The following is a 21,708-nucleotide window of genomic DNA, read 5'->3' as shown; positions in this document are numbered from 1 at the left end:
TCAACCCAGGCGGTCCCGCAGCCGGTAGTACCAGGCGCCCAGCGCCGTCAGTGGCACGCGAAATAGCCTTCCGCCTGGAAACGGCGTGTGGGGAATCTCGGCGAAGGCATCGAAGCGATCGAACTGGCCGCTCAGCGCTTCCGCCATGAGCCGGCCGGCAAGGTGGGTGCAAGTGACGCCGTGGCCGGAGTAGCCCTGGGCGTAGAAAACGTTGCGATTGATGCGACCGAACTGCGGTAGCCGGTTGAGCGTCAGCAGAAAATTGCCGCTCCAGGCGTAGTCGATCTTCACGCCTTTCAGCTGGGGAAAGGTGAGTTCGAGATTGGGCCGAATGGCGCCCTCGACACTCGCCGGATCCCGCCCACCATAGGTCACGCCGCCACCGTAGATCAGGCGGCGATCCGCCGAGAGACGATAGTAGTCGAGTAGGTAGTTGCAATCCTCGACGCATCGATCGTTCGGCAGCAGGGCGCTCGCTTGCGCTTCTTCCAGCGGTGCCGTGGCAATGACCTGGGTGCCGCAGGGCATGCTCTTGCCCTCGAGATCGGGCAAGAGCCCGCTCAGGTAGGCATTACCGGCGACGATGACTTGATCGGCGACGACGCTACCGTGCTGTGTCCGGACGCGCACCGTATCACCGTGCGTGATTTGGACGACCGGCGTCTGCTCATGAATCGTGCCGCCCAGCGACTCGAAGGCGGCCGCTTCGCCGAGCACCAGATTGAGCGGATGCAGATGCCCGCCCGAATGATCGAGCAGCGCACCGACGTAACGTTTGGAGTCGATCTCGCGACGATAGGCATCGCCCTCGAGCAGTTCCAGGCGGTCGTTGCCGTAGCGCTCCCAGAGCGCCTTGTGCTCACGAAGGCTAGCCATCTGCTTGTCGCTACAAGCGGCGAAGAGATTGCCATCCTTGAGGTCGCAATCGATCGCGTAGGTCGACACGCGTTCGCGAATGACGCGGTTCCCTTCGAAGGCCATGCTGCCGAGCGCGCGAGCCGTGGTGTCACCGTACTTGGCGGCGATGACATCCATGTCGCGACTGTAGCTATTGACGATCTGGCCGCCATTGCGGCCCGAGGCGCCGAAACCGACGCTCGCCGCCTCCAGCACGATGACCTTGAAACCTCGCTCGGCTAGGTGCAGTGCCGAGGAGATGCCCGTGAAACCGGCGCCGATGACGCATACATCGGCTTTCGCTTCGCCATCGAGCGGCGCGCGGGTGGGCGAGTCGTTCGCGGAGGCCGCGTAATAGGACGCGACGGGAGAAGCCGGAGTGGTCGAAACGGAGTGGTGGGACACGATAGGCGACTCGAACGTTGATTTTATTTGACACGCTTCGATGGTAGCGAGTCGCGTGACAGCCCACAACTGACCAAGTAACGCAAGACGCCCGGCGGATGGTCGGGTGCCGGGCGTCCTGTTCACCGCAACGGTTCGCGTACCGATGCCAGTGATCGGCCAGTCAAGAGGAGGCGTTGTCGCCCCACTGTGGCTGGCCCTCTTTCATCAGCACACGGTCTTCGCTGGGCTTGTCATCGAGTTTGGCTTCGCGAACCTCGCCGTCGAAGCGGTAGCGCACGTCGTAGCCGACGGTTTCGTCTTTGCTCTCCTTGACCGTGCTGCAGCGCTGCTCGGTGGTCGTATAGGTGTCGCCCTGCTGCATCTTGCCCTGCACTTGGTTGCCGGCGATGCCACCACCCACGGCACCGGCCGCGGTCATGATCTTCTTGCCGCTGCCACCGCCGAATTGGTTGCCGACGACGCCCCCGACGATCGCGCCGATGGCGGTCCCCGCGATCTTGTGCTCATCCTGCACCGGGCGCTGGTGCGTGACGGTCACGTTCTTGCACTCCTGGCGCGGTGTCTCGGTGGTCTGGACGATGGGATCGACGCTGACGATATCCGCATAGCGGGGACCGCTCTCGCTGGATTGATACGAACCGACGGCGATGCCTCCGGCGATACCCAGCGCGGCAATGACGCCGCCGATGATGATTGGCTTGTTCATGCTTCTGCTCCTCTTCCGGGCCCTTCCGCCGCGATGACTTTGATAGCGGAAAGCGCCGTTGAAACCTCTCGGCTTGTGTGTCCGAGGGACCTCCCTGTCAGATGGCGATTTCACGCCGTCCCGGTCTCACGGCGATTCAATATGTCGCCTTGTCCGCCGTGAGAACTGGTTCAGTTTAAGTCGCCAGCGCCGTCAATGCGCCTTAGCCATTGGTTATTGAACGCTGTTTTCATATTGAATTCGGGGCGTCGCCAAGCCGCGACGGCCATCGAATCCGCAGAGAGAGTCAGCGAGCCAGCGCAACGGGGGCCGGTCAGCGACTGCGCGCCTCGGTAGCAAGCTGCTGCAGTAGCTGCAGCTGCTCCCCCGCGAGCTCCGGCGTCGAGGAGAGTCGTTCGCGCTGGGCGTCGTCGAGCCGGGAAGCCTCTCGGAGATCTGGATCGAGTAGCGGCAGGGCGACGGCGTTGGGCGTGCGGTAGTAAGCGTAGGTCGCGGTGCGAGCGGCGTTCTCGGGGCGAAGCATGAAGCTCAGGAATTGACGCGCGAGTGCGGGGTGCGGGGCGCGTTTGGGAATGACCAGGGTGTCGACACCCAATTGCGATCCCTCCTCGGGAATGAAGAAATCGAGGTTGGCGTAGGTCTCGGGCGCGTCCGCCTTGCGGTAGTCGAGGTCTCCACTGTAAGTCACGGCCGCCTGGGTGACACCGCGTGCAATCTGATCGATCGCGGCGGTGCTGTCGGCAAAACCGGAGAAGTTGGAGCGATCGAGCGTCTGGCTGACCAGTTTGGCCGCATCGATCCAGTCGTCGCGATCGGTGCAGGCGAAGCCATGTCCCTGGTAGGCGCATGCCATGCCGAACAGCACCTGAGGATCGCCGCCGAGCAGGGCGAATGGCTGGTCGGGATTGATCTCGGGATCGAACAGCAGCGACCACGAATGGGCCGGGTCGGGGAAGGTCTCGCGGTTGTAGACGATGCCGGTCACGCCCCACAGATAGGGCACGCTATAGCGGTCGTCGGGGTCGTAGTCGGGATGGCGAAAGGCCGGCATGAGATTGTCGCGTCCCTGGATGTCACTACCCAGCGGCTGAATCAGTCCGGACGCGATCAGCCGCGGCACGTAATAGTCGGTGGGCACGACGACGTCGAACTGGGCATCGCCCCCGGCGACCATCTCGGCGTTCGAGGTGAAGTAGCTCTGCACCACCTCGACGCCGGTCTCCTTCTCGAACGCGTCGATCACGGCGGGATCGGCATACTCCGTCCAGTTGAACAGATAGAGCTTGTCGGGCTCGTCTGCCCAGCTCGCACCGGTGACAAGCAGCAGGGCCAGTGTCGCCAAGGGGCCATATCGCATGGAAGTCTCCTGTTATCCTTGTTTTCTACGACGGGTTCTCCACGACGCCCTGGCTCTGCTGCCAGGCACCGGTTCGACTCAGACTCTCAGCAGCAGATGCTCGCGCTCCCAGGAGCTGATGACGCGAAAATAGGCTGAATGCTCCGCTCGCTTGACCGCCAGGTAGCTGCGGGTAAAGCGTTCACCGAGCAGGTCGGCCAGCGGCGCGCATTCGCTCAACGCGATCAGCGCCGGGCCGATATCGTTCGGCAGGGTGTGACCCGCGGCCCAGGCCGAGCCGCTCAGCGGCGGGCGAGGTTCGATCTGCGCCAGCATGCCGAGGTAGCCACAGGCGAGCGACGCTGCCATCACCAGGTAGGGGTTGGCATCCGCCCCGGCGAGGCGGTTCTCCACGCGGGTACCGGCCGGCGGCCCGACGGGAACGCGCAGTCCGACAGTGCGGTTATCGTAACCCCACTCGGTATTGACCGGCGCCGACATGTTGGTTTCGCCCGGCATCAGACGTCGATAGGAGTTGACGTTGGGGGCGAAGAACGGCATCGCCGCCGGTAGATACTGCTGCAGCCCGCCGATGTAGTAGTGGAACAGCTTGCTGGGCTGCCCATCCTCGCCGGCAAACAGATTGTCACCGCTCTCCCGGTCGAGCAGGCTTTGGTGCAGGTGCATCGAGCTGCCGGGTTCATTGGCCATCGGCTTGGCCATGAACGTGGCGTACATGTTGTGGCGCAGCGCTGTCTCGCGCAGCGTGCGCTTGAAGATGACGACCTGATCCGCCAGCCGAAGCGGATCGCCGTGGCGGAAGTTGACCTCCATCTGACCTGCCCCCTCCTCATGGGTGAGGGTGTCGATATCCAGCTGCTGCGCCTCGCAGTAGTCGTACATCTGCTCGAACAGCGGATCGAATTCGTTGACGGCATCGATGGAAAACGACTGTCGGCTGCTCTCTTGGCGGCCGGAGCGCCCGATGGGCGGTTCCAGCGGATAATCGGGATCGGTATTCGTCTTGACCAGATAGAACTCGAGTTCCGGCGCCATGATCGGCTGCCAGCCGCGGGCCTCGTAGAGCGACAGCACGTGCTTGAGCACGTGACGAGGCGAAAGCTCGACCGGATCGCCGTTCATGTAGAGACAGTCATGAATGATCTGTGCGGTGGGGTCATCCGCCCACGGCACGAGATAGGCGGAATCCGGGTCCGGCACGAGCTGCATGTCGAGTTCGGCGGGGTTCCAGAAGCGAATGTCCTCGTCGTCGGGATAGCCGCCGGTCACGGTCTGAATGAAGATCGAATCCGGCAGGCGCGTGCGACCGCCGCGAAGATACTTGCCCGCCGGCATGATCTTGCCCTTCAGGATGCCGGTGAGGTCGGAAACCAGGCACTCCACCTCGGTAATGCCGTGTTGGGCGAACCACTCCTCGAGTACGTGGCGCTGGGTTTCACTCATAACGCGTTTCCTTTGAGAGCCTCTCCGGCTCTCGCCATGGGGAGCCGCCGGTGGCGTTGAAAAGTCACCGGCGGCGTTGGCTCAGCGCGATTGCACTTCGGTCCAGAGCTGCTGGAAGAGCTGCAGATTCTGGCCCTCCAGGCTAGGGGTGAACTTCAGGTGGCCCTGGTCTTCGTCGGAGGGGAGCACCGGCGGTTCGGTCAGTACGGTGTCCAGATCCGGCTGCGCGGCCTTGTTGGGGCTGGCGTAGTAGATGTAGTTGGAGAGCTGGGCGCCGATCTTGGCATCGAGAATGAAGTTGATGAACTCATGTGCCAGCTTCGGGTGCGGTGCCTTGGCCGGGATCATCATGGTGTCGACCCACATCTCGGTGCCTTCTTCGGGGATCATGAAGGCGATGTGCTTGAAGGCTTCGGGGTTCTGCTCCTTCTGCTGCAGATAGTCACCGTTGTAGGAGACGCCGGCACGCACGACGCCACGCTGGATCTGCTGCAGCACCGGCGTCCCGTCGGTGAAGCCACTGAAGGTATCGCGATGCTTGGTGTCGAGTACCAGTTTTGCCGCGGCTTTCCAGTCGTCCGGATTGGTGCAGTCGTACCCCTTGCCCAGATAGGCGCACGCGCCGCCCATGGTGACCTGGCCATCGCCCATCAAGGCGAAGGGCTGGTCGGGGTTGACGTCCGGATCGAACAGCAGCGACCAGCTCTTTGGCGCATCGGGGAAGGTGTCGGTGTCATAGACGATGCCGCTGATGCCCCACTGGTAAGGGACCGAGTACTCGGCGCCGGGATCATAGGCGGGATCGGCGAACTGTTCCATCACATTGCCGAGGTTCGGGATTTCCGACTTGTCGAGCTTCTGCACCAGGCCGCTATGGATCAGGCGTGGCACGTAATAGTTGGATGGAAAGATCACGTCGTACTGGGAGTCGCCGCCGGCGTTGAGCTTGGCCGTCATTTCCGGGAGCGAGTTGTAGTAGCTCTGAACGACCTCGACATCGTACTTGTCCTCGAACGCCTGGATGATGTCCGGGTCCATGTACTCGGTCCAGTTGAACAGGTAGAGCTTGTTGTCATCCTGCGCCAGAGCCGAGCCGGACAGCGCGAGCGTACCGAGCAGGAGGGCGACGGGAGTTGTGATTGTTCTGCGTGGCATCGGAAGTATCCCCTGGGTTGTCGTTTCGGTGGATGGCCTTGAACGGGTGTAGGCGGTCGTCACGAGCCGGCGTGGCCGCGGCGGTTGAATAGCAGACTGAAGACGGCGGCAATGACCACGGCGCCGATCATCAGGGTGGCAATCGCATTGATCTCGGGCGAGACGCCGCGGCGAATGGCGCCCCAGATATAGATCGGCAGCGTCGCGTTCTCCGGTCCCGCCGTGAAGAAGCTGATGACGAAGTCATCGATCGACAGGGTGAAAGAGAGGAAGAACGCGGCGATCAACGAAGGCTTCAGCGTCGGCAGCAGAAAATGGCGCGCACGCTGGAACGGCGAGGCGTAGAGATCCTTGGCCGCCTCGAACAGCGTCGGATCCAGCCCGACGAAGCGGGAGTAGACGATCAGTGCCACGAACGGAATCTGGAACGTGACGTGGGCAATGATCATGGTCATCAGGCTCGGGCCGAGAATGCCGAACTCGCGGTCGAGCGTGATGAAGAACGCCATGTCCGAGATACCGAAGACGATATCCGGCATCACGATCGGCAGGTAGATCAGCACGATCAGCCAGCCCAGCTTGCGAGATCGGTGTCGATACATGCCGTAGCCGATCAGCGTGCCGACGATCAGCGCGATGATCGACGAGGCGATACCCAGCGTCAGGGAGTTGGATAGCGCGTCGAGCAATTGGTCGTTGTTCAGCAGTCGTTCGTACCAGCGCAGCGAGAAACCGGCGAAATAGGCGGCGCTGTTAGCCGAGTTGAACGAGTAGAAGACGATCACGGCCAGCGGCAGATAGAGAAAGGCGAGCATCAACCACCAGAAGAGCGACAGGCCCCGCTGAAAGGCGCCACGTTTCATATCACCACCTCCTCACCGCCGCCAAGGCGCTTGCCGACCTTGCGCATGGCGTAGAGCCCGCCGAAGGTGGCGACCAGCATGATCAGCGCGCCCGCCGCGCCCAGCGGCCAGTTGGAGCCGCCGGAGAACTGGTTGGCCACCAGATTGCCGAGCATCATCGCCTTGCCGCCCCCCAGGAGCTCCGGGATGACATACATGCCGAAAGCCGGAATCGAGACCAGCACCGTGCCGGCCAGCAGTCCAGAGAGGGTCTGCGGAAAGACGGCATGCCAGAAGGCGCGCACGGGTGACGCGTAAAGATCGCGCGCTGCCTCGACCAGCGCCATGTCGAGCTTCTCGAACGCGGCGTAGAGCGGAAGCACCATGAAGGGGAGGAAGTTGTAGATCAGACCCAGCGTGACCGCGAAGTTGGACGGGTAAAGCCCCATGTTGGGGCCGATCAGCCCGAGCGCCTGAGCGGCATCGGCCAGCGGCGTGCCGGGCGAGAGCAGGTTCATCCAGCCGAAAGCGCGAATCACCTGGTTGGTCCAGGAGGGCACGACTACCGCCAGCAGCATGATCGGCCTGAGCTTGTCGCGGCAGGTGGAAATGTAATAGGCGAGCGGATAGGCCACCAGAATGACCAGCCCGGTCGCGACCAGCGTCTGCCACAGGGAGCGCAGCAGCGTGTAGAGGTTGCCGGGACTCCAGCCGAGAAAGCCGAAGCCGGCGAGCTGACGGAAGGCGTCCAGGCTCAGCGGCATCTGCGGCTGTCCGTAAGGGCCGTTGGTCATGAAAGCGACGCCGATCAGATAGAGGCTCGGCAGTACCAGAAAGATCACGATCCAGGCGACACCCGGGGCGACGCTCCACAGGAGATGTCGCGTGTCCGGCGACATGGAGTGGCTGTGGCGTGCCAGCGGATAGGGGGATTCGCTAGTGTGGTTCACGCTGATGATCTCCCGCGCCCTAGGCTTCGATTCTGACGACGTCTTCCGGATGGATGCTCACCTTGATGCGGTCGCCGACGGCGTAAAGGCGCTGGCCAAGGTTGCTCGCCGTGGCCATCAGCGGCTGACCGTTCACTTCCAGGCGATATTCGATGCGGCTGCCGCGATAATGGCGCTCCTTCACGACCCCGTCGAGCCCGTTGTAGCCCTCGCTCACCGTGGGGCCGAGCTCGATCACCTCCTGACGAATCAGCATGACGCCGCCGTGCTTCCCCGGCTGCAGTGGCGCTTCCATGGCCAACTCGCCGAGTGCGGTCGTCACGGTCACGTCGTGAATTCCCTGGATATCGAACAGGTTGACATGGCCCATGAAGCGCGCCACGAATGCGTTGATCGGGCGCTCGTAGACCTCGTGGGGTGGCCCGACCTGCTGGATGATGCCGCTATCCAGCACGGCGATGCGGTCGGACATCACCATCGCCTCATCCTGGTCATGGGTGACGAAGACGAAGGTCATGCCGAGGCGCTTCTGGGTGCGCTGCAGTTCGACCTGGAGCTGCGTGCGCAGGCCGGCATCGAGTGCCGACAGCGGCTCGTCCAGCAGCAGCACGTCCGGCTCGCACACCAGCGCGCGCGCCAGCGCGATACGCTGCCGCTGGCCGCCCGAGAGCTGGTTGACGCGACGCTCCAGCAGGCTGCCGAGCTTGATGAAATCGGCGATTTCCTGCACCCGCCGCTCGCGCTCGGCGGCGGGTATGCCTTTCATGCGCAGGCCGAAAGCGATGTTGTCATGGACGGAGAGGTGCGGGAACAGAGCGTAGGACTGGAACACCGTGTTGACGCTGCGCAGGTGCGGCGGGGTTTCGGTGACATCCTTGCCGCCGATCGTCAACGAGCCTTCGTTCGGTGCCTCGAGGCCGGCAAGGAGTCTCAGCAGTGTGGTCTTGCCGCATCCCGAGGGGCCGAGCAAGGTGAAGAACTCTCCGGCGCGAATCTCGAGATCGACGCCGTCGAGCGCGATGGCATCGCCGCTGAAACGCTTGTGCAGATTGCGCAGGGTGATCGCCGACGCATCGCGGACCGAGGCGTTATCTATCTCGGTCGGCTGGGCAGCGTCGGTCGGCGTGGCGGAGGCTGTCATTGTCTTGGTTTCCCGTCCCCGTGGGCGAAGGCGTCAAGCGGGTCGAGCCAATGATGGTCGCTCGTGGTGTTGACGCCGGTGCAGTCCCGTCGATGGATTTTCTCGCCATCCAGAGCGAAGCGTAACCCAAGCTCGATGCGGGTGCAGCGTTCGATGCTCAGGTGTTTCTCAGATACCAGCGGTACTCCAGCGCACTGATGGCCTGACGCGAGAGTTCGTACTCGGCGCGACGATTGGCATGGTAGACGCCATGAAAGGTTTCGCCGAACAGCGCAATGAACTCGCGACTGTCGGCCCAGGCATCGAGCGCCTGCGGCCAGCTTATCGGCAGGCTAGGCTCGATCTGCTCGTAGGCATTGCCGGTGATCGGTGGCGGTGGCGTCAGCCCATGCTTGAGGCCATGCTCGATGCCCGCCAGCAGAGCGGCAACGAGAAGATAGGGATTGGCGTCCGCGCCTGCCACGCGGTGTTCGATGCGTCTGGCTCGGGGAGAGCCGGACGGAATGCGCAGAGCCACCGAACGATTGTCGTAGCCCCAGGTCGGCGCCATGGGGACGTACAGGCTCGGCTGAAACCGGCGGTAGGAGTTGAGGTTGGGCGCAAAGACCGCCATGGAAGCCGGCATCAGCTCGACCAGGCCGGCGATTGCCTGCTGCAGTTGCTGACTACCGAGATCACTATCGTCGGCGGTGGCGAAGACGTTATGACCCGCGGCATCGAGCAGGCTCAAGTGAACGTGGGTGCCGTTGCCTGCCTCCTGGCTGTAGGGCTTGGCCATGAAAGTGGCTTCGAAGCCGTGCTGGATCGCGATGCCCTTGATCAGGCGCTTGAGCATCACCGCTTCGTCGCAGGCACGCAGCACGTCGGCGTGATGCAGCAGGTTCACTTCGAACTGGCCCGGGGCACACTCCTTGAGCGCCGTGTCGATGGGCAGCCGCTGAGTCCGGGCTGCCAGCGTGATGTCCTCGAGAAAATCGGCGTACTCGTCGAGTTCGGTCATCGAGTAGAGCTGGCTCTGGCTGGCACGCTCGCCGGTCGCCGGGGAGCGCGGAGGCTGCGGCGCGCCGACGCCGTCACGCTCGCGGTCGATCAGGTAGAACTCGAGCTCCACCGCAATGACCGGCGTCAGCGCCATGGCCTGGAAGCGACTCAGCACGGCCCTCAGCAGTTGTCGAGGATCGCAGGCGAACGGCGTGCCATCGTCCTCTTCCATCGTCATCAGCATCTGGGCCTGATTGGCGTGGCGTGCCCAGGGTGTCTGCACGAGCGTCCCCGGGACCGGCCGGCAGGTGCGGTCCCCGTCCCCTGATGCCAGACCCAGGCCGGTTTCCTCGATGGTATTGCCGCAGATGTCGAGCGCAAACACCGAGGCCGGCAACCGCATGTTGGATTCGAGCACGCCGAGAACATTTTCCCGCGGTACGCGCTTGCCGCGCAGCACGCCGTTGAGATCGCTGATCAGCAGGTCGACGCTCTGAACGTTGGGATGGGCGTCGAGGAAGGTTTCGGCTTCCTTCAGGCTATCGGCGTCATACATGGAAGGCGGACCATCATGAGGGAGTGTATTGTTGTGATCATGCCATCCGGTTATTCCAAATGCCCCTGAGGTTGTCAAATATTTCGCACCAGGGCTTTCACGCTCTCGAGCGTTCGCGCTCCCGGCCAGCTCTCATCGCAGGCCGTCGAAGGGGAGATATCGGCCGGGGCATCGCAAGGGATATCTACGGGGATGGCCAGGCAGGCGCGCGATCGCTGGCGAGAGCAGAGCGCAGTTGCTATCGAGACCAGAGCGCGGCCGATGAAGCTGGATATTATGTTCGACACCTTTCATGTTCGACCCTGGCAACGCCGACACGCTGCTCGCACGCGGTGTCGGGCTTGCCAAGGAGACTCACCGAGGAGGCTTTCATGAGCGAGCATCAATCCCGTGACGACTGGGCGCGGCTGGCCACGACGCTCTTCGAGCGGCCGGGAGGCGTACAGACGCAAGCCTTGATCGATGGCCAGTTCGTCGAGGCGGCGAGCGGGGAAACGTTCGAGACAGTCAACCCGGCGACGGGTGAGGTGCTGGCGAACGTGGTTGCCTGCGATGCCCCTGAAGCGGAAAAGGCCGTGGCCGCAGCGCGAACGGCGTTCGACAGCGGTCGCTGGTCGCGCATGGCGCCTGCCCAGCGCAAGCAGAGCCTGCTGCGACTGGCCCAGGCCATGGAGGATAATCGCGACGAGCTGGCGCTGCTGGACACGCTCGACATGGGCAAGCCGGTCGGCAGCGCCCTGAGCGATCTAAGCGGCGCGATCAACTGCATCCGTTATAACGCCGAGCTGATCGACAAGAGCTACGGGGAAGTCGCGCCGACGGACGATGGCAGCCTCGGCCTGATTCTTCGCGAACCGCTGGGTGTCGTGGCGTCGATCGTGCCGTGGAACTTTCCGATGATGATGGCGGCCTGGAAAATCGGTCCGGCACTCGCGGCCGGCAACAGCGTCGTACTCAAACCGTCGGAAAAGTCACCTCTGTCGGCACTGCGACTGGCGCAACTGGCGCTGGAGGTGGGTATTCCCGATGGTGTTTTTCAGGTGTTGCCGGGGTTCGGCCACACGGTGGGCAAGGCGCTGGCGCTCTCGATGGACGTCGATTGTCTCGCTTTCACCGGCTCGACCGGCGTCGGCAAACAGCTCATGCAGTACGCCGGTCAGTCCAACCTCAAGCGGGTCTATCTCGAGTGCGGCGGCAAGAGCCCGAATATCGTCTTCGGCGACTGTGACGATCTCGACGGCGTGGCGCGCCATGCGGCCGAGGCCATTTTCTACAATCAGGGTGAGGTCTGTATCGCCGGGTCGCGTCTGCTGGTCGAGAACACGATTCGCGATGCCTTCGTCGAGCGCGTGCTGGTCCATGCGAGGGCCATGCAGCCCGGGGACCCGCTCGACCCGGCGAGCTTCATGGGCGCGATCGTCGATCGCACGCAGTTCCAGCGGGTGCTCGATTACATTCGCCAGGGTCAGGAGGAGGGCGCGGTGCTTCGCGGTGGCGGCAGCGCCGTCGAGATCAACAACGAGGGGTTGTTCATCGAGCCGACGGTGTTCGACGGCGTCACGGCGTCGATGCGTATTGCGCGCGAGGAGATCTTCGGCCCGGTGCTGTCCGTCATTGGCTTCGATAACGAATCGGAAGCGATGGCCATCGCCAACGACAGCGCCTACGGCCTCGCTGCGGGCCTCTGGAGTCGCGACGTCAACCGGATCATGCGTGTGTCGCGTCGGCTACACTCCGGCCAGGTCTTCGTCAACAACTGGGCGGGCGGCGACATGACCGTGCCGTTCGGCGGCGTCAAGCAGTCCGGCAACGGCCGCGACAAGTCACATCATTCGCTGGACGAGTATTGCGATATCAAGACGGTATGGATGTCGCTCGATCCGACGCTGCGTTGACGCTTGGCCGAAGACGCTTTCAGCCAAAGCCCGGCGTGATGCCGGGCTAGCCTTCTATCGGGAGAGTGCCCCAGGCTATCGCAAGAGGATGACAGACGAGACGAGTGGGCGTCAGAGAGCAAAGTCGCCCAGTTTGCGCTCGACCTTCGCCTTTTTCAGCTTGGCGACCTTGGGCAATCCGTTCTCGAAAGGCGGGAAGTCCTCGCCGAGGATGAGCGGTGCCAGATAGCGTCGGCCCGCATCGCTGACGTGAAGACCGTCTTCACTGATGTAGTCCCGCGGCATGAACTTCTCGTGATTGGCGATCTCGGAGAGCGGGGCGGGTTCCAGCTTCCACTCGTAGGGCGTGTCGGAGACGCGCTTGATCGCCGGCATCATCGAGTTCTGGCCGGCGAGTGCTAGCTCCACCGCTGCTTCGCCGACGGCGTAGGCTTGATCGACATCGACCTTGGCAGCGATATGGCGTGCTGCGCGCTGGAGGTAGTCGGCGACGGCCCAGTGGTACTTGTGGCCGAGATCTTCCTTGACCATCGACGCCAGTGCCGGCGCCACGCCGCCGAGCTGCTTGTGACCGAAAGCGTCTGTGCTGCCGGCGTCGGCGAGGAAGGTGCCATCGGCATACTGGGCGCCCTCGGAGACGACCACGACGCAGAAGCCGTGACGTCTAACGGCATCATCGATCTTCGCCATCACGGCATCGCGATCGAACGCGATCTCCGGGAAAATGATGACGTGTGGAGCCTGCTCCGGCGACTCGCCGGCCAGCGCGCCGGCGGCGGCAATCCAACCGGCGTGTCTGCCCATCACCTCGAGGATGAATACCTTGGTGGAAGTGGCGCACATCGATTCGATATCCAGCGCGGCTTCGCGTGTGGATGTCGCGACGTACTTGGCGACGCTGCCGAAACCGGGGGAGTTATCGGTCACCGGCAGGTCATTGTCGACCGTCTTGGGGACGTGGATGGCGGTCAGCGGATAGCCCATCGTCTCGGAGAGCTGAGAGACCTTGAGGCAGGTGTCGGCGCTGTCGCCACCACCGTTATAGAAGAAGTAACGAATGTCGTGGGCCTTGAATACCTCGATGAGGCGTTCGTACTCCGCGCGATGGGATTCGATCGATTTCAGCTTGTAGCGGCACGAACCGAAAGCGCCACCGGGCGTATGGCGGAGAGCGGCAACGGCTTCGTCGCTCTCCTGGCTGGTGTCGATCAGGTCCTCCAGCAGGGCACCGATGATGCCGTTGTTGCCGGCGTAGAGATGGCCGATCTGATCCGGGTGGCGACGGCAGGCTTCGATCACGCCGCAGGCGCTGGCGTTGATGACGGCGGTGACGCCACCAGACTGGGCGTAGAAGGCGTTGTGCTTGGCCATGTCGGCATTCATCTCCTGAAGGTCGAAAGTTCTGAGTGTTGTTGAGCGCAGCCGCGGGCTGCGAGTCAGACCGACATCCATGTCGGTGCGACCTTGTCATCACACGCTAGCGGCAGGTCATGACGGGGCGGTGACCACGCCGCTGACGGGGATGACGCGATATGTGTCTCTCGGGACGTGACCCCTGCGATGGCGCCCAGCATAGCCGAAAGACGTAGGCCTGTTAATAAGCCGGCGCCGGCTTGGCGGCGGTCAATTTTCTCCCACTTTTCCGTGATCATCGTCGAAGGGTGTGGCAGCCACGTGACCGATATCGCGGTTCCGGTGGTCCGCTCAGGTGGCCCATGCTAGGCTCGCCGATTTACCTTCAGCCCGCCTTCCGTTGCGGCGGTTGCAGTCAGGGAGAGAGCGGAATGCACGTTCACGTCATTGGCATTTGTGGCACGTTCATGGGCAGTCTGGCGCGCCTGGCGTCGCTGCAGGGCCACCGGGTCACCGGCTCTGACGCCAACGTCTATCCGCCGATGAGCGAGCAGCTCGAGGCGATGGGGATCGAGCTTCAGGAAGGCTATCGTGCCGCCAATCTGACGCCGGCACCGGACCTGGTCATCGTCGGCAACGCGCTGTCACGGGGCAACCCCGAGATCGAGGCGCTGCTGAATGCCAGGCTTCCGTACGTATCCGGCCCTCAGTGGCTGGCGGAACATGTGCTGCCCGGGCGGCCGGTAGTGGCCGTTGCCGGCACGCATGGCAAGACGACCATGGCCAGCTTGCTGGCGTGGCTGCTGGAGGCCAAGGGGCTCGAGCCGGGGTTTCTCGTCGGCGGGGTGCTACGCAATTTCGGGGTCTCCTCTCGCCTGGGGGCGCCGGGGTCGCCGTTCGTGGTCGAAGCCGACGAGTACGATACGGCGTTTTTCGACAAACGCTCCAAATTCGTTCACTACCGCCCGAATGTCGCGATTCTCAATAACCTCGAGTTCGACCACGCGGACATCTTCGACGATCTGGGGGCTATCGAGCGCCAGTTCCACCATTTCGTGCGAACCGTGCCAGGTAATGGTCAACTCGTCGTGGCCGATGACCAGCCCGCGCTGAAGCGGGTGCTCGAGCGAGGCTGCTGGACGCCGGTGAGTCACTTCGGTACAGCGCAAGACAGCGACTGGCAACTCGACATGGATGCCCACGACAGCCGGCGGTTCTCGGTTCATCATGGTCGGGATTCGGCCCCGGTGAGCTGGGCAATGAGTGGGCGACATAACGCGCTCAACGCCGTTGCCGCGCTGGCGGTGGCCAACCGCTTCGACCTGTCCCTGGCGGAGGGCTGTCGCGCGCTCGAGACGTTCAAGGCACCCCGGCGACGCCAGGAAGTTCGCGGTGAAGTTGCCGGCGTACAGGTCGTCGATGACTTTGCGCACCATCCGACGGCGATCGCTTCCACGCTCGAAGGGATGCACGCCGATCGCTATGGCGGCCGGCTGCTGGCGGTCATCGAACCGCGCTCCAATACGATGCGCCAGGGCACGATGAAGGCCAGGCTGGCCCAGAGTGTCGCCTCGGCCGATCGTGTCTGGTGGTATCAGCCGCCGGGACTCGACTGGTCGCTGGCTGAGGTGGTCGCCGCCCATGCCGGCAGTCGTGTCGAGAATGACCTGGCAGCACTGGTTCGCGATGTCGTCGCGGCGGCGCGCCCGGGGGATCGTATCGTGGTGATGTCCAACGGCGGATTCGGCGGCGTTCACGAGCGACTGCTCGCCGCGCTCGAGGAGGTTCACCATGACCGGGGATGAGACGTTTCAGCGACCCTACGGCGCACCCATCGCGGTCGCGCTGACCGGCGCCTCGGGGGCGCAGTACGGCGTCCGGCTGATCGAATGCTTGGTCGCGGCGGGCCGCGAAGTCTACGTGATGATCTCAAAGGCGGCGCACCGGGTGATCGCGGTGGAGACGGCATTCGACTTGCCGGCCCAGCCGGAGCGATTGGCCGAGGCGCTATCGGCGCTGTGCCGCGCCGGACCCGATCAGATTCGCTGCTTCGGCCGGGAGGACTGGATGGCGCCGGTCGCGTCAGGCTCCGGCCGCTGGCGGGCGCTGGTGGTCTGTCCCTGTTCCACCGGCACGCTCTCGGCCGTGGCCTGTGGTGCCAGCAACAACCTCATCGAGCGTGCCGCCGATGTGGCACTGAAGGAGCGGCGCCCGCTGATTCTGGTACCACGCGAGTCGCCGCTCTCTGCCGTTCACCTCGAGAACATGCTCAAGCTCACCCAGATGGGCGCCGTCATGCTGCCGGCGGCGCCGGGGTTCTACCACCAGCCGCAGAGCGTGGAAGACATGATCGATTTTATCGTCGCCCGCGTCCTCAATCAGCTGGGTATCGAACAGACGCTGATGCCTCGTTGGGGTGAGTAGCACTGGCAGAGTCGCCGGGTGCGAGCACGTGTCGCGCTAGACTGGCGCGAAGATAAGAACCCTTGCCGTTTCCAGCACCAGCGAGGCCAGCCCTAGCCACAGCCACGGTGGCATGTCGCGGTCGGGGCGCTGAAATCGCTGATAGCTGATTCGCGTCAGCGCGCACACGACCAGCCCCAGCAGTGCGCCGCCCACCAGATCACTCGCCCAGTGAACGCCGATCACCAGGCGAGACAGCGCCATCGGCACGCAGACCAGGATAGCCGCCCAGTACGCATAGCTGCGATACCGACGCGGCATTACCTGGGCGGCGAAGGCGGCAGTCAGCCCGATGACCACCACGATGGTCGAGGTGTGCGCGCTGGGGTAGGACATCGAACCGGTGAGATAGTCCGGCGTATCGGGGCGCGCCCGCCCGGCCGCGGCCTTGAACACCGTGTTGGTGACGGCGATCAGTGCCATGGCGCCGGCCAGATGGAGCAGGGCGGCGAAGCGTCTTGCCCACAGGAGCCACAGCAGCCACGGCGCCAGCAATACACTGATCCCCAGGGCATCACCGATTTTTGCCAGCGTGTCGCTGGCGCCCGTCAGCCAGCGATATTCCAGCATCGCGGCCAGCGAGTGGATCTGGCGATCCATGGGGAGCGGCCCATGGTGAGCCAGTACCCAGGCAGTCCAGAGGATGAGTGCCAACGTCGCCGTGAGCAGCAGGGAGAGTGAGGCCAGTGGAAACTCGCGCTGGGGCGAAGGCGAGCAGCCGAGGCGCCAAAGAGGCGCGAACCAGCCGCCGCGCTGCACTCTTCTCTCCAGCCATCGATGCAGTCGGCCCTCGGCGCCTAGCTGGTAGCGCAGGGTGGAGAAGAGGATCGCCAGCGCCAGCAGGCCGATCGTCAGTACCAGTAGCCAGCGATCCGCTCCCGGCGGCAGCTCCATCAGGGTCTCCCACGAACGTCCGAGAAAATAACCCGGCACGAGATAGACTGGCGCCCAGGCAACGGCCGAAAGGGCATTGGTGATCGTAAAACGGCGTGCAGGCATCGACAGCATGCCGACGACCAGGGGCACCAGGGGGCGCACCGGGCCGATGAATCGGCCGAGCACCACCGATAGCATGCCGTGTCGGTGACAGAAGTCGTGGCCGCGCTCGAGCCACTCGGGATGGCGCCTGAACGGCCAGCAGCGCGGGATACGGTGACGCTGCGTGCGACCCAGCCAGAAACTCAGATTGTCACCGATGAAGGCGCCGACAACCCCGGCGACCAGAACCCAGGCGAGGGACACGTCTTCGTGCCCTGCAATCGATGCGGCAGCGCCCAGCAGCACGACCCCGGGCACGATGATGCCGACGACGGCCAGCGATTCGAGCAGCGCGACGGTAGCGATGACGGTGAGCAGCAGTGTCGGTGTGGGATCGAGCGTGTACAGCCAGTGGGTCGGGTTCAAGCGTGAGGTTCCAGCAGTTTGTGGGCGGCCACATCCAGTCGGCGAAGAAACTGTGCGGCTTCCTCGCCCTGTTTGAGCGTGCAGACCCGGCTCTGGCTCTCCAGAGGGCCTGTCTCCGGGCGACTGATGGTCGTCACCGCATTCGCGAGACGTTTGGCAGCGGCAACGGCCCCGGGTTCCCCCGAATTGGGCAGAATCAGGCAGAACACGTTGTCGCCATAGGCACCGAACAGATCACTCTGGCGGCTGTTGTGCGAAATCAGCTCGCCGAACGCATCGGAGAGCAGTTCGCGAAGCTGGCTGCCGAACTGGTCGCTGGCCTGATCGAGCTGGGGAATATACACCACCAGCGCGCTGAGGGGGCGACGCATCGCGTGCGCGCGGGCGATTTCGATATCCAGGTTCTGGCGCACGCAATCCGGAGACAGCACCCGCGGCCGTCTGGCTGAAGCCGAAGAGCGCTCGACGGCACCCGCGCGTGACTGGAACTGGAACACTAGCAGCGAGGCCATGACGACGACCCACCACCCGATGCTGAGGTTGAGCAGCGTCAAGTGCAGCCCGCCGAGTAACGTCAGCCAGGCGGGTACGAGACACAGGTTCAGCAGCAGGGCGAGGGCGGGTGACAGCAGCAGAACGCTGAGCACCGTTGGTAGCCCGACCCAGATCATTCCCTGATCCGAACGGGGTGCCTCGATGGCGAAAAGAACCAGCGCGCCAATCAGCAGCAGATAGTCTGCCAGCGCGGGACGCAGGCGTCCGACCCACTGCAGCGGAATCGAGATGGCCAGCGCGATCGCCAGCAGCGACGGCGGAAGAATCAGGTCGTACTGACGCATCAGATAGTGCCAGGTCGCCAGCGTGGCGAAGAGGAGCAGCGTTAGAAGCTGGGCGGCGATCTTGTAGCGACTCAATGCCAAGACTGCGTCTCCTTGCCTTTCGCCGCGCTGCTGATACGGTCACCCCTGCCCCTGTCGGCGGTCGCCTGCAGCGGTGTCGACGACGTCAGGCGGTGGGGCGCGATGGCGTGCTGAAGCTGTTCACGGCGCTGCTGTGCGGCCTGGGCATCGGTAGTTACCAGCAAAACGGCAACGCCGAAGTCATTGAGCCGATAAGCGCGCTCGTAGAGCGCCAGATTGTCGTGCAGCAAGCGGCAGAGCTGCTCCATGTCCGCTGCCGTCGAGTGCGCACAGCCGAAAATCACCACTTCGCCATGCAGTGCCTCGCGCTCGCTGCGTTTGATCTCCTGCTGAATGTCCGTCTCCAGAAGCGTGGGCGGTAGCAGCCAGCGGGCCTCCTGCGGGGTCGGTCTGGTGGCGAGCAGGCTCTGACGATGCAGACTCAGTAGCCAGACGACACCCAGTGAGGCGCTGGCGATCAGCGCCGTCGGGGGCGAGTAGAACCCGAACAACGCGGCCACGCAGGCAGCGCCGAACAGGGCGCCGAGGCATCGCCCAAGGCGCTGGCGAGAGAGAACCTTGTCAAGGCCGAGTACGCACAGTGGTGCGACCCAGATCCAGAGTGATCCTGGCATACCGCCGTAGAAGAACATGACAGCTGTCAGCAGCACTGCGGCGGCCGGTACCCAGACGAGCCCTCGGCTGGGTCGCGCGAGCACCAGGACCAGCGCTGCGGCACCCGCCCACGACACCAGGCGCAGGCTATCGTCGGCCAGGATTCCGGCACTGATGGCCAGCACAATGCTTGCCGTGAGCAACGTCCGCTGGCCTGGGCTTTTGTACTTGCTTTGCATGGTGGCTTATATTGGACCCGTTACGATTCTTGTGCAGGTTCCCGGCATCACTATGGCATGCCTCTCACGGGGCCGTATAGCGCGAATCATGATCGGGGACAAGGTGTTATCGGCCGTCATGCGGTCTTCTCCCGCTCGACGATCGAGCTCGCCGACGCCATGACCTGTGCGGGTAGCGTCGCCGTAGACCAGCTCATGCCTCGGTCAAGTTCGGCTGGGCGGTGTTCGGTTGGACAATACTCGGCTGGACAACATTCGACTGAAGAGTGTTTGGCTGGAGAGTATTCGGCTGAATAACGACCGGCTGGCTGACGACGGAACGCCTTTACGGACGACCCCGCGTCCTCATGCAAAACGAAGAGACAGTACGCCATGCAGCAGACCGCGACCGACTCAGTCGGTGACATCACGCGCTACATGCGCGCGCTGGGCGAGAGCGCCCGTCAGGCGAGCGCCGCGCTGCGCCGTATCGATAGCGGGCGCAAGAACGCCGCCCTCGACGCCATCGTCGAGCGTATCGAGGCCGCTCGGCCGGCACTGGCAAAGGCCAATCAGCGCGATCTGGAAAACGGTCGCGCGCGAGGGCTGAGCGAGGCACTGCTGGATCGGCTGGCGCTGACGCCGGCCAGAATCGACGCCATGATCGCCGGCGTCCGGCAGGTGGCGAGTCTGCCGGATCCGGTCGGTGAAATCGACGGACTGCGCTATCAGCCCAGCGGTATCCAGGTCGGGCAGATGCGCGTGCCGCTCGGGGTGATCGGCATCATCTACGAGTCACGGCCCAACGTCACCATCGAGGCGGCGAGCCTGTGCCTGAAATCGGGCAATGCCTGCATCCTGCGTGGCGGGTCGGAAGCGGCAGCCACCAATGCTGCCATCGCCGAGTGTATCCGCGCCGGCCTCGAGGATGCGGCCGTCCCCGAGGCTGCCGTGCAGATCGTGGCGACGACCGATCGCGCCGCCGTCGGCGAGCTGATCACCATGCCGGAGTTCGTCGACGTCATCGTGCCACGCGGCGGAAAGTCGCTCATTGCCCGCATCGCGTCCGAAGCGACAGTGCCGGTGATCAAGCACCTGGACGGCGTATGCCACGTCTATCTCGACGCGCAGGCGGACCTCGACAAGGCGGTCGCCATTGCCGATAACGCCAAGACGCAGCGCTACTCGCCCTGCAATACCATGGAAACACTGCTGGTCCACGTCGACATCGCGGCCGTGGCACTGCCGCGCATCGCGTCGATCTATCGCGACAAGGGTGTCGAGATCCGCGGCTGCGACCGCACGCGAGGCATCATTGCCGATGCTCTGCCGGCCACCGAGGCGGACTGGGCGGCCGAGTATCTGGCGCCGATCATTGCCATTCGCGTCGTCGACGACTTCGATCAGGCGGTCGAGCATATCGGCCGTTACGGCTCGCAGCATACCGATGCCATCGTCACCGAGAACGTGACGATGGCGCGGCGATTCTTGACCGAGGTGGACTCCAGCTCGGTGATCGTCAACGCCTCGACCCGATTTGCCGACGGGTTCGAATTCGGCCTGGGCGCCGAGATCGGCATCTCGACCAACAAGCTTCACGCGCGCGGGCCTGTGGGGCTCGAAGGGCTGACGACGCGCAAGTATGTCGTGTTTGGCGACGGTCATGTCAGGCGCTGAGCGGGCGGCGGACGCGAGCGGGGCGGGGAGCTCGGCGCGGTCGCCGGACGGGCCGGCATGCGTGGCCATGCTCGGGGGCACGTTCGATCCTGTCCATCTCGGCCACCTGCGCAGCGCAGTGGAGCTCCGCGAAGTGCTGGGGCTCGACCGCGTTCACATGATTCCCGTCCATGTGCCGCCGCACCGGGAGGTGCCAGGCATCTCCGCCGAGCACCGTCTGGCCATGCTCGCGGCAGGGATCGGCGATACGCCGGGGCTGCTCGCCGACGATCGCGAGATTCGCCGCAGCGGGCACTCCTACTCGGTCGACACGCTGGCCTCGCTGCGAGAGGAGCTTGGCGAGCAGGCACGCCTGGTCATGGCGGTGGGCCATGACGCCTTTCTCGGCCTGCCCAGCTGGCACCGCAAGGAGGCGCTGCTCTCGCTGGCCCATATTGTCGTCATCGACAGGCCTGATCACGAAGCGCCGCTCGAGCCGGCGCTGGCCAGCCTGATCGAGGGGCGGGAGGTGGCCTCGGTGAGCGCGATGATGGCGGCTCCGTGCGGCAATCTGCTGAGGCTTCGTCTGCCCAGTCGCATGGCGATCGCCGCCACCGAAGTGCGTAACCGGCTGCAGGGCGGGCGCAGCGTTCGCTATCTGTTGCCGGAGGCCGTCGAGGCCTATATCGAGCGGCGCGGGCTGTATCGCCGTCACGGCGCCGTTGCAGCGGGCGCCGGTGCTGGCGTTCGCGATGGATCGGAGTAGAAT

The 21,708-nt window shown here is 64.1% G+C and carries 18 protein-coding genes; 5 read left to right on the top strand and 13 right to left on the bottom strand.

Going from position 1 to position 21,708, the window contains the following annotated elements:
* The 9 genes from IE125_RS03055 to IE125_RS03015 all read right to left on the bottom strand — a co-directional run bounded on the left by IE125_RS03055 (position 1) and on the right by IE125_RS03015 (position 10,436).
* Positions 1 to 1,305, bottom strand: coding sequence for an NAD(P)/FAD-dependent oxidoreductase (locus IE125_RS03055; RefSeq protein ID WP_373297360.1), 1,305 nt, complete (start codon positions 1,303 to 1,305; stop codon positions 1 to 3).
* A gap of 160 nt (positions 1,306 to 1,465) precedes the next feature.
* Entirely contained in the window at positions 1,466 to 2,011 is a 546-nt protein-coding gene (locus tag IE125_RS03050; RefSeq protein ID WP_189443090.1) for a glycine zipper 2TM domain-containing protein, read from the bottom strand.
* Between the two features lie 313 nt (positions 2,012 to 2,324).
* Positions 2,325 to 3,368, bottom strand: coding sequence for a polyamine ABC transporter substrate-binding protein (locus IE125_RS03045; RefSeq protein ID WP_189443089.1), 1,044 nt, complete (start codon positions 3,366 to 3,368; stop codon positions 2,325 to 2,327).
* A gap of 78 nt (positions 3,369 to 3,446) precedes the next feature.
* Positions 3,447 to 4,811: a glutamine synthetase family protein gene (locus tag IE125_RS03040; RefSeq protein ID WP_189443088.1), complete on the bottom strand. Its 1,365-nt coding sequence runs from the start codon at positions 4,809 to 4,811 to the stop codon at positions 3,447 to 3,449.
* Between the two features lie 81 nt (positions 4,812 to 4,892).
* On the bottom strand, positions 4,893 to 5,966 hold the full coding sequence (locus IE125_RS03035; RefSeq protein ID WP_189443087.1) for an ABC transporter substrate-binding protein: 1,074 nt from the start codon (positions 5,964 to 5,966) through the stop codon (positions 4,893 to 4,895).
* A gap of 59 nt (positions 5,967 to 6,025) precedes the next feature.
* A complete protein-coding gene (locus tag IE125_RS03030) occupies positions 6,026 to 6,829 on the bottom strand; it encodes an ABC transporter permease (protein ID WP_189443086.1) in 804 nt (267 codons plus the stop codon).
* Positions 6,826 to 7,758 carry an ABC transporter permease gene (locus tag IE125_RS03025; protein ID WP_229808886.1) on the bottom strand — a complete coding sequence of 311 codons (933 nt, stop codon included), beginning with the start codon at positions 7,756 to 7,758 and terminating at the stop codon, positions 6,826 to 6,828. Before IE125_RS03025 ends, IE125_RS03030 begins: the two co-directional genes overlap by 4 nt.
* Positions 7,759 to 7,777: 19 nt before the next feature.
* Positions 7,778 to 8,899, bottom strand: a complete 1,122-nt coding sequence (locus IE125_RS03020) for an ABC transporter ATP-binding protein (RefSeq protein WP_189443085.1) — start codon at positions 8,897 to 8,899, stop codon at positions 7,778 to 7,780.
* A 157-nt stretch (positions 8,900 to 9,056) separates the two neighbouring features.
* On the bottom strand, positions 9,057 to 10,436 hold the full coding sequence (locus IE125_RS03015; RefSeq protein ID WP_189443084.1) for a glutamine synthetase family protein: 1,380 nt from the start codon (positions 10,434 to 10,436) through the stop codon (positions 9,057 to 9,059).
* A 371-nt stretch (positions 10,437 to 10,807) separates the two neighbouring features.
* Between IE125_RS03015 and IE125_RS03010 the strand changes: the two genes are divergently transcribed.
* Positions 10,808 to 12,331, top strand: coding sequence for an aldehyde dehydrogenase (locus IE125_RS03010; RefSeq protein ID WP_189443083.1), 1,524 nt, complete (start codon positions 10,808 to 10,810; stop codon positions 12,329 to 12,331).
* A 111-nt stretch (positions 12,332 to 12,442) separates the two neighbouring features.
* Here IE125_RS03010 and IE125_RS03005 read toward each other — a convergent pair whose 3' ends face one another.
* On the bottom strand, positions 12,443 to 13,702 hold the full coding sequence (locus tag IE125_RS03005) for a 6-phosphofructokinase (RefSeq protein WP_189443082.1): 1,260 nt from the start codon (positions 13,700 to 13,702) through the stop codon (positions 12,443 to 12,445).
* A 413-nt stretch (positions 13,703 to 14,115) separates the two neighbouring features.
* Between IE125_RS03005 and mpl the strand changes: the two genes are divergently transcribed.
* Positions 14,116 to 15,489, top strand: coding sequence for a UDP-N-acetylmuramate:L-alanyl-gamma-D-glutamyl-meso-diaminopimelate ligase (gene mpl, locus IE125_RS03000; RefSeq protein WP_189443081.1), 1,374 nt, complete (start codon positions 14,116 to 14,118; stop codon positions 15,487 to 15,489).
* The gene (locus IE125_RS02995) at positions 15,476 to 16,108 is read left to right on the top strand and encodes a flavin prenyltransferase UbiX (RefSeq protein WP_189443080.1); all 633 of its coding nucleotides are present in this window, start codon (positions 15,476 to 15,478) and stop codon (positions 16,106 to 16,108) included. The genes mpl and IE125_RS02995 overlap by 14 nt, the downstream gene beginning before the upstream one ends.
* Before the next feature lie 36 nt (positions 16,109 to 16,144).
* Here the strand turns inward: IE125_RS02995 and IE125_RS02990 are convergent, their stop codons facing one another.
* From IE125_RS02990 to IE125_RS02980, 3 genes are read right to left on the bottom strand one after another with little or no spacing between them, the layout of a single operon-like run.
* The gene (locus tag IE125_RS02990; RefSeq protein WP_189443079.1) at positions 16,145 to 17,551 is read right to left on the bottom strand and encodes a bifunctional DedA family/phosphatase PAP2 family protein; all 1,407 of its coding nucleotides are present in this window, start codon (positions 17,549 to 17,551) and stop codon (positions 16,145 to 16,147) included.
* Positions 17,548 to 18,471, bottom strand: a complete 924-nt coding sequence (locus IE125_RS02985) for a diguanylate cyclase domain-containing protein (protein ID WP_189443078.1) — start codon at positions 18,469 to 18,471, stop codon at positions 17,548 to 17,550. The genes IE125_RS02990 and IE125_RS02985 overlap by 4 nt, the downstream gene beginning before the upstream one ends.
* Positions 18,462 to 19,250, bottom strand: coding sequence for a hypothetical protein (locus tag IE125_RS02980; RefSeq protein ID WP_189443077.1), 789 nt, complete (start codon positions 19,248 to 19,250; stop codon positions 18,462 to 18,464). The genes IE125_RS02985 and IE125_RS02980 overlap by 10 nt, the downstream gene beginning before the upstream one ends.
* Positions 19,251 to 19,676: 426 nt before the next feature.
* Between IE125_RS02980 and IE125_RS02975 the strand changes: the two genes are divergently transcribed.
* Positions 19,677 to 20,960, top strand: a complete 1,284-nt coding sequence (locus IE125_RS02975; protein ID WP_229808885.1) for a glutamate-5-semialdehyde dehydrogenase — start codon at positions 19,677 to 19,679, stop codon at positions 20,958 to 20,960.
* 67 nt (positions 20,961 to 21,027) lie between these two features.
* Positions 21,028 to 21,705, top strand: a complete 678-nt coding sequence (nadD, locus tag IE125_RS02970; protein WP_229808901.1) for a nicotinate-nucleotide adenylyltransferase — start codon at positions 21,028 to 21,030, stop codon at positions 21,703 to 21,705.
* Positions 21,706 to 21,708 lie beyond the last annotated feature (3 nt).

Source organism: Salinicola rhizosphaerae, assembly GCF_014652715.1.
Classification (GTDB): domain Bacteria; phylum Pseudomonadota; class Gammaproteobacteria; order Pseudomonadales; family Halomonadaceae; genus Salinicola; species Salinicola rhizosphaerae.
The sequence above is the reverse complement of the archived record's forward strand: the minus strand, read 5'-3'. Positions and strand labels throughout refer to the sequence as shown.

What these genes read in the sequence shown, in the direction of transcription:
- IE125_RS03050 (WP_189443090.1), bottom strand. Translation starts at nt 2,011, where the DNA reads ATGAACAAGCCAATCATCATCGGCGGCGTCATTGCCGCGCTGGGTATC.
- IE125_RS03045 (WP_189443089.1), bottom strand. Translation starts at nt 3,368, where the DNA reads ATGCGATATGGCCCCTTGGCGACACTGGCCCTGCTGCTTGTCACCGGT.
- IE125_RS03040 (WP_189443088.1), bottom strand. Translation starts at nt 4,811, where the DNA reads ATGAGTGAAACCCAGCGCCACGTACTCGAGGAGTGGTTCGCCCAACAC.
- IE125_RS03035 (WP_189443087.1), bottom strand. Translation starts at nt 5,966, where the DNA reads ATGCCACGCAGAACAATCACAACTCCCGTCGCCCTCCTGCTCGGTACG.
- IE125_RS03030 (WP_189443086.1), bottom strand. Translation starts at nt 6,829, where the DNA reads ATGAAACGTGGCGCCTTTCAGCGGGGCCTGTCGCTCTTCTGGTGGTTG.
- IE125_RS03020 (WP_189443085.1), bottom strand. Translation starts at nt 8,899, where the DNA reads ATGACAGCCTCCGCCACGCCGACCGACGCTGCCCAGCCGACCGAGATA.
- IE125_RS03015 (WP_189443084.1), bottom strand. Translation starts at nt 10,436, where the DNA reads ATGTATGACGCCGATAGCCTGAAGGAAGCCGAAACCTTCCTCGACGCC.
- IE125_RS03010 (WP_189443083.1), top strand. Translation starts at nt 10,808, where the DNA reads ATGAGCGAGCATCAATCCCGTGACGACTGGGCGCGGCTGGCCACGACG.
- IE125_RS03005 (WP_189443082.1), bottom strand. Translation starts at nt 13,702, where the DNA reads ATGGCCAAGCACAACGCCTTCTACGCCCAGTCTGGTGGCGTCACCGCC.
- mpl (WP_189443081.1), top strand. Translation starts at nt 14,116, where the DNA reads ATGCACGTTCACGTCATTGGCATTTGTGGCACGTTCATGGGCAGTCTG.
- IE125_RS02995 (WP_189443080.1), top strand. Translation starts at nt 15,476, where the DNA reads ATGACCGGGGATGAGACGTTTCAGCGACCCTACGGCGCACCCATCGCG.
- IE125_RS02975 (WP_229808885.1), top strand. Translation starts at nt 19,677, where the DNA reads ATGCAGCAGACCGCGACCGACTCAGTCGGTGACATCACGCGCTACATG.
- nadD (WP_229808901.1), top strand. Translation starts at nt 21,028, where the DNA reads ATGCTCGGGGGCACGTTCGATCCTGTCCATCTCGGCCACCTGCGCAGC.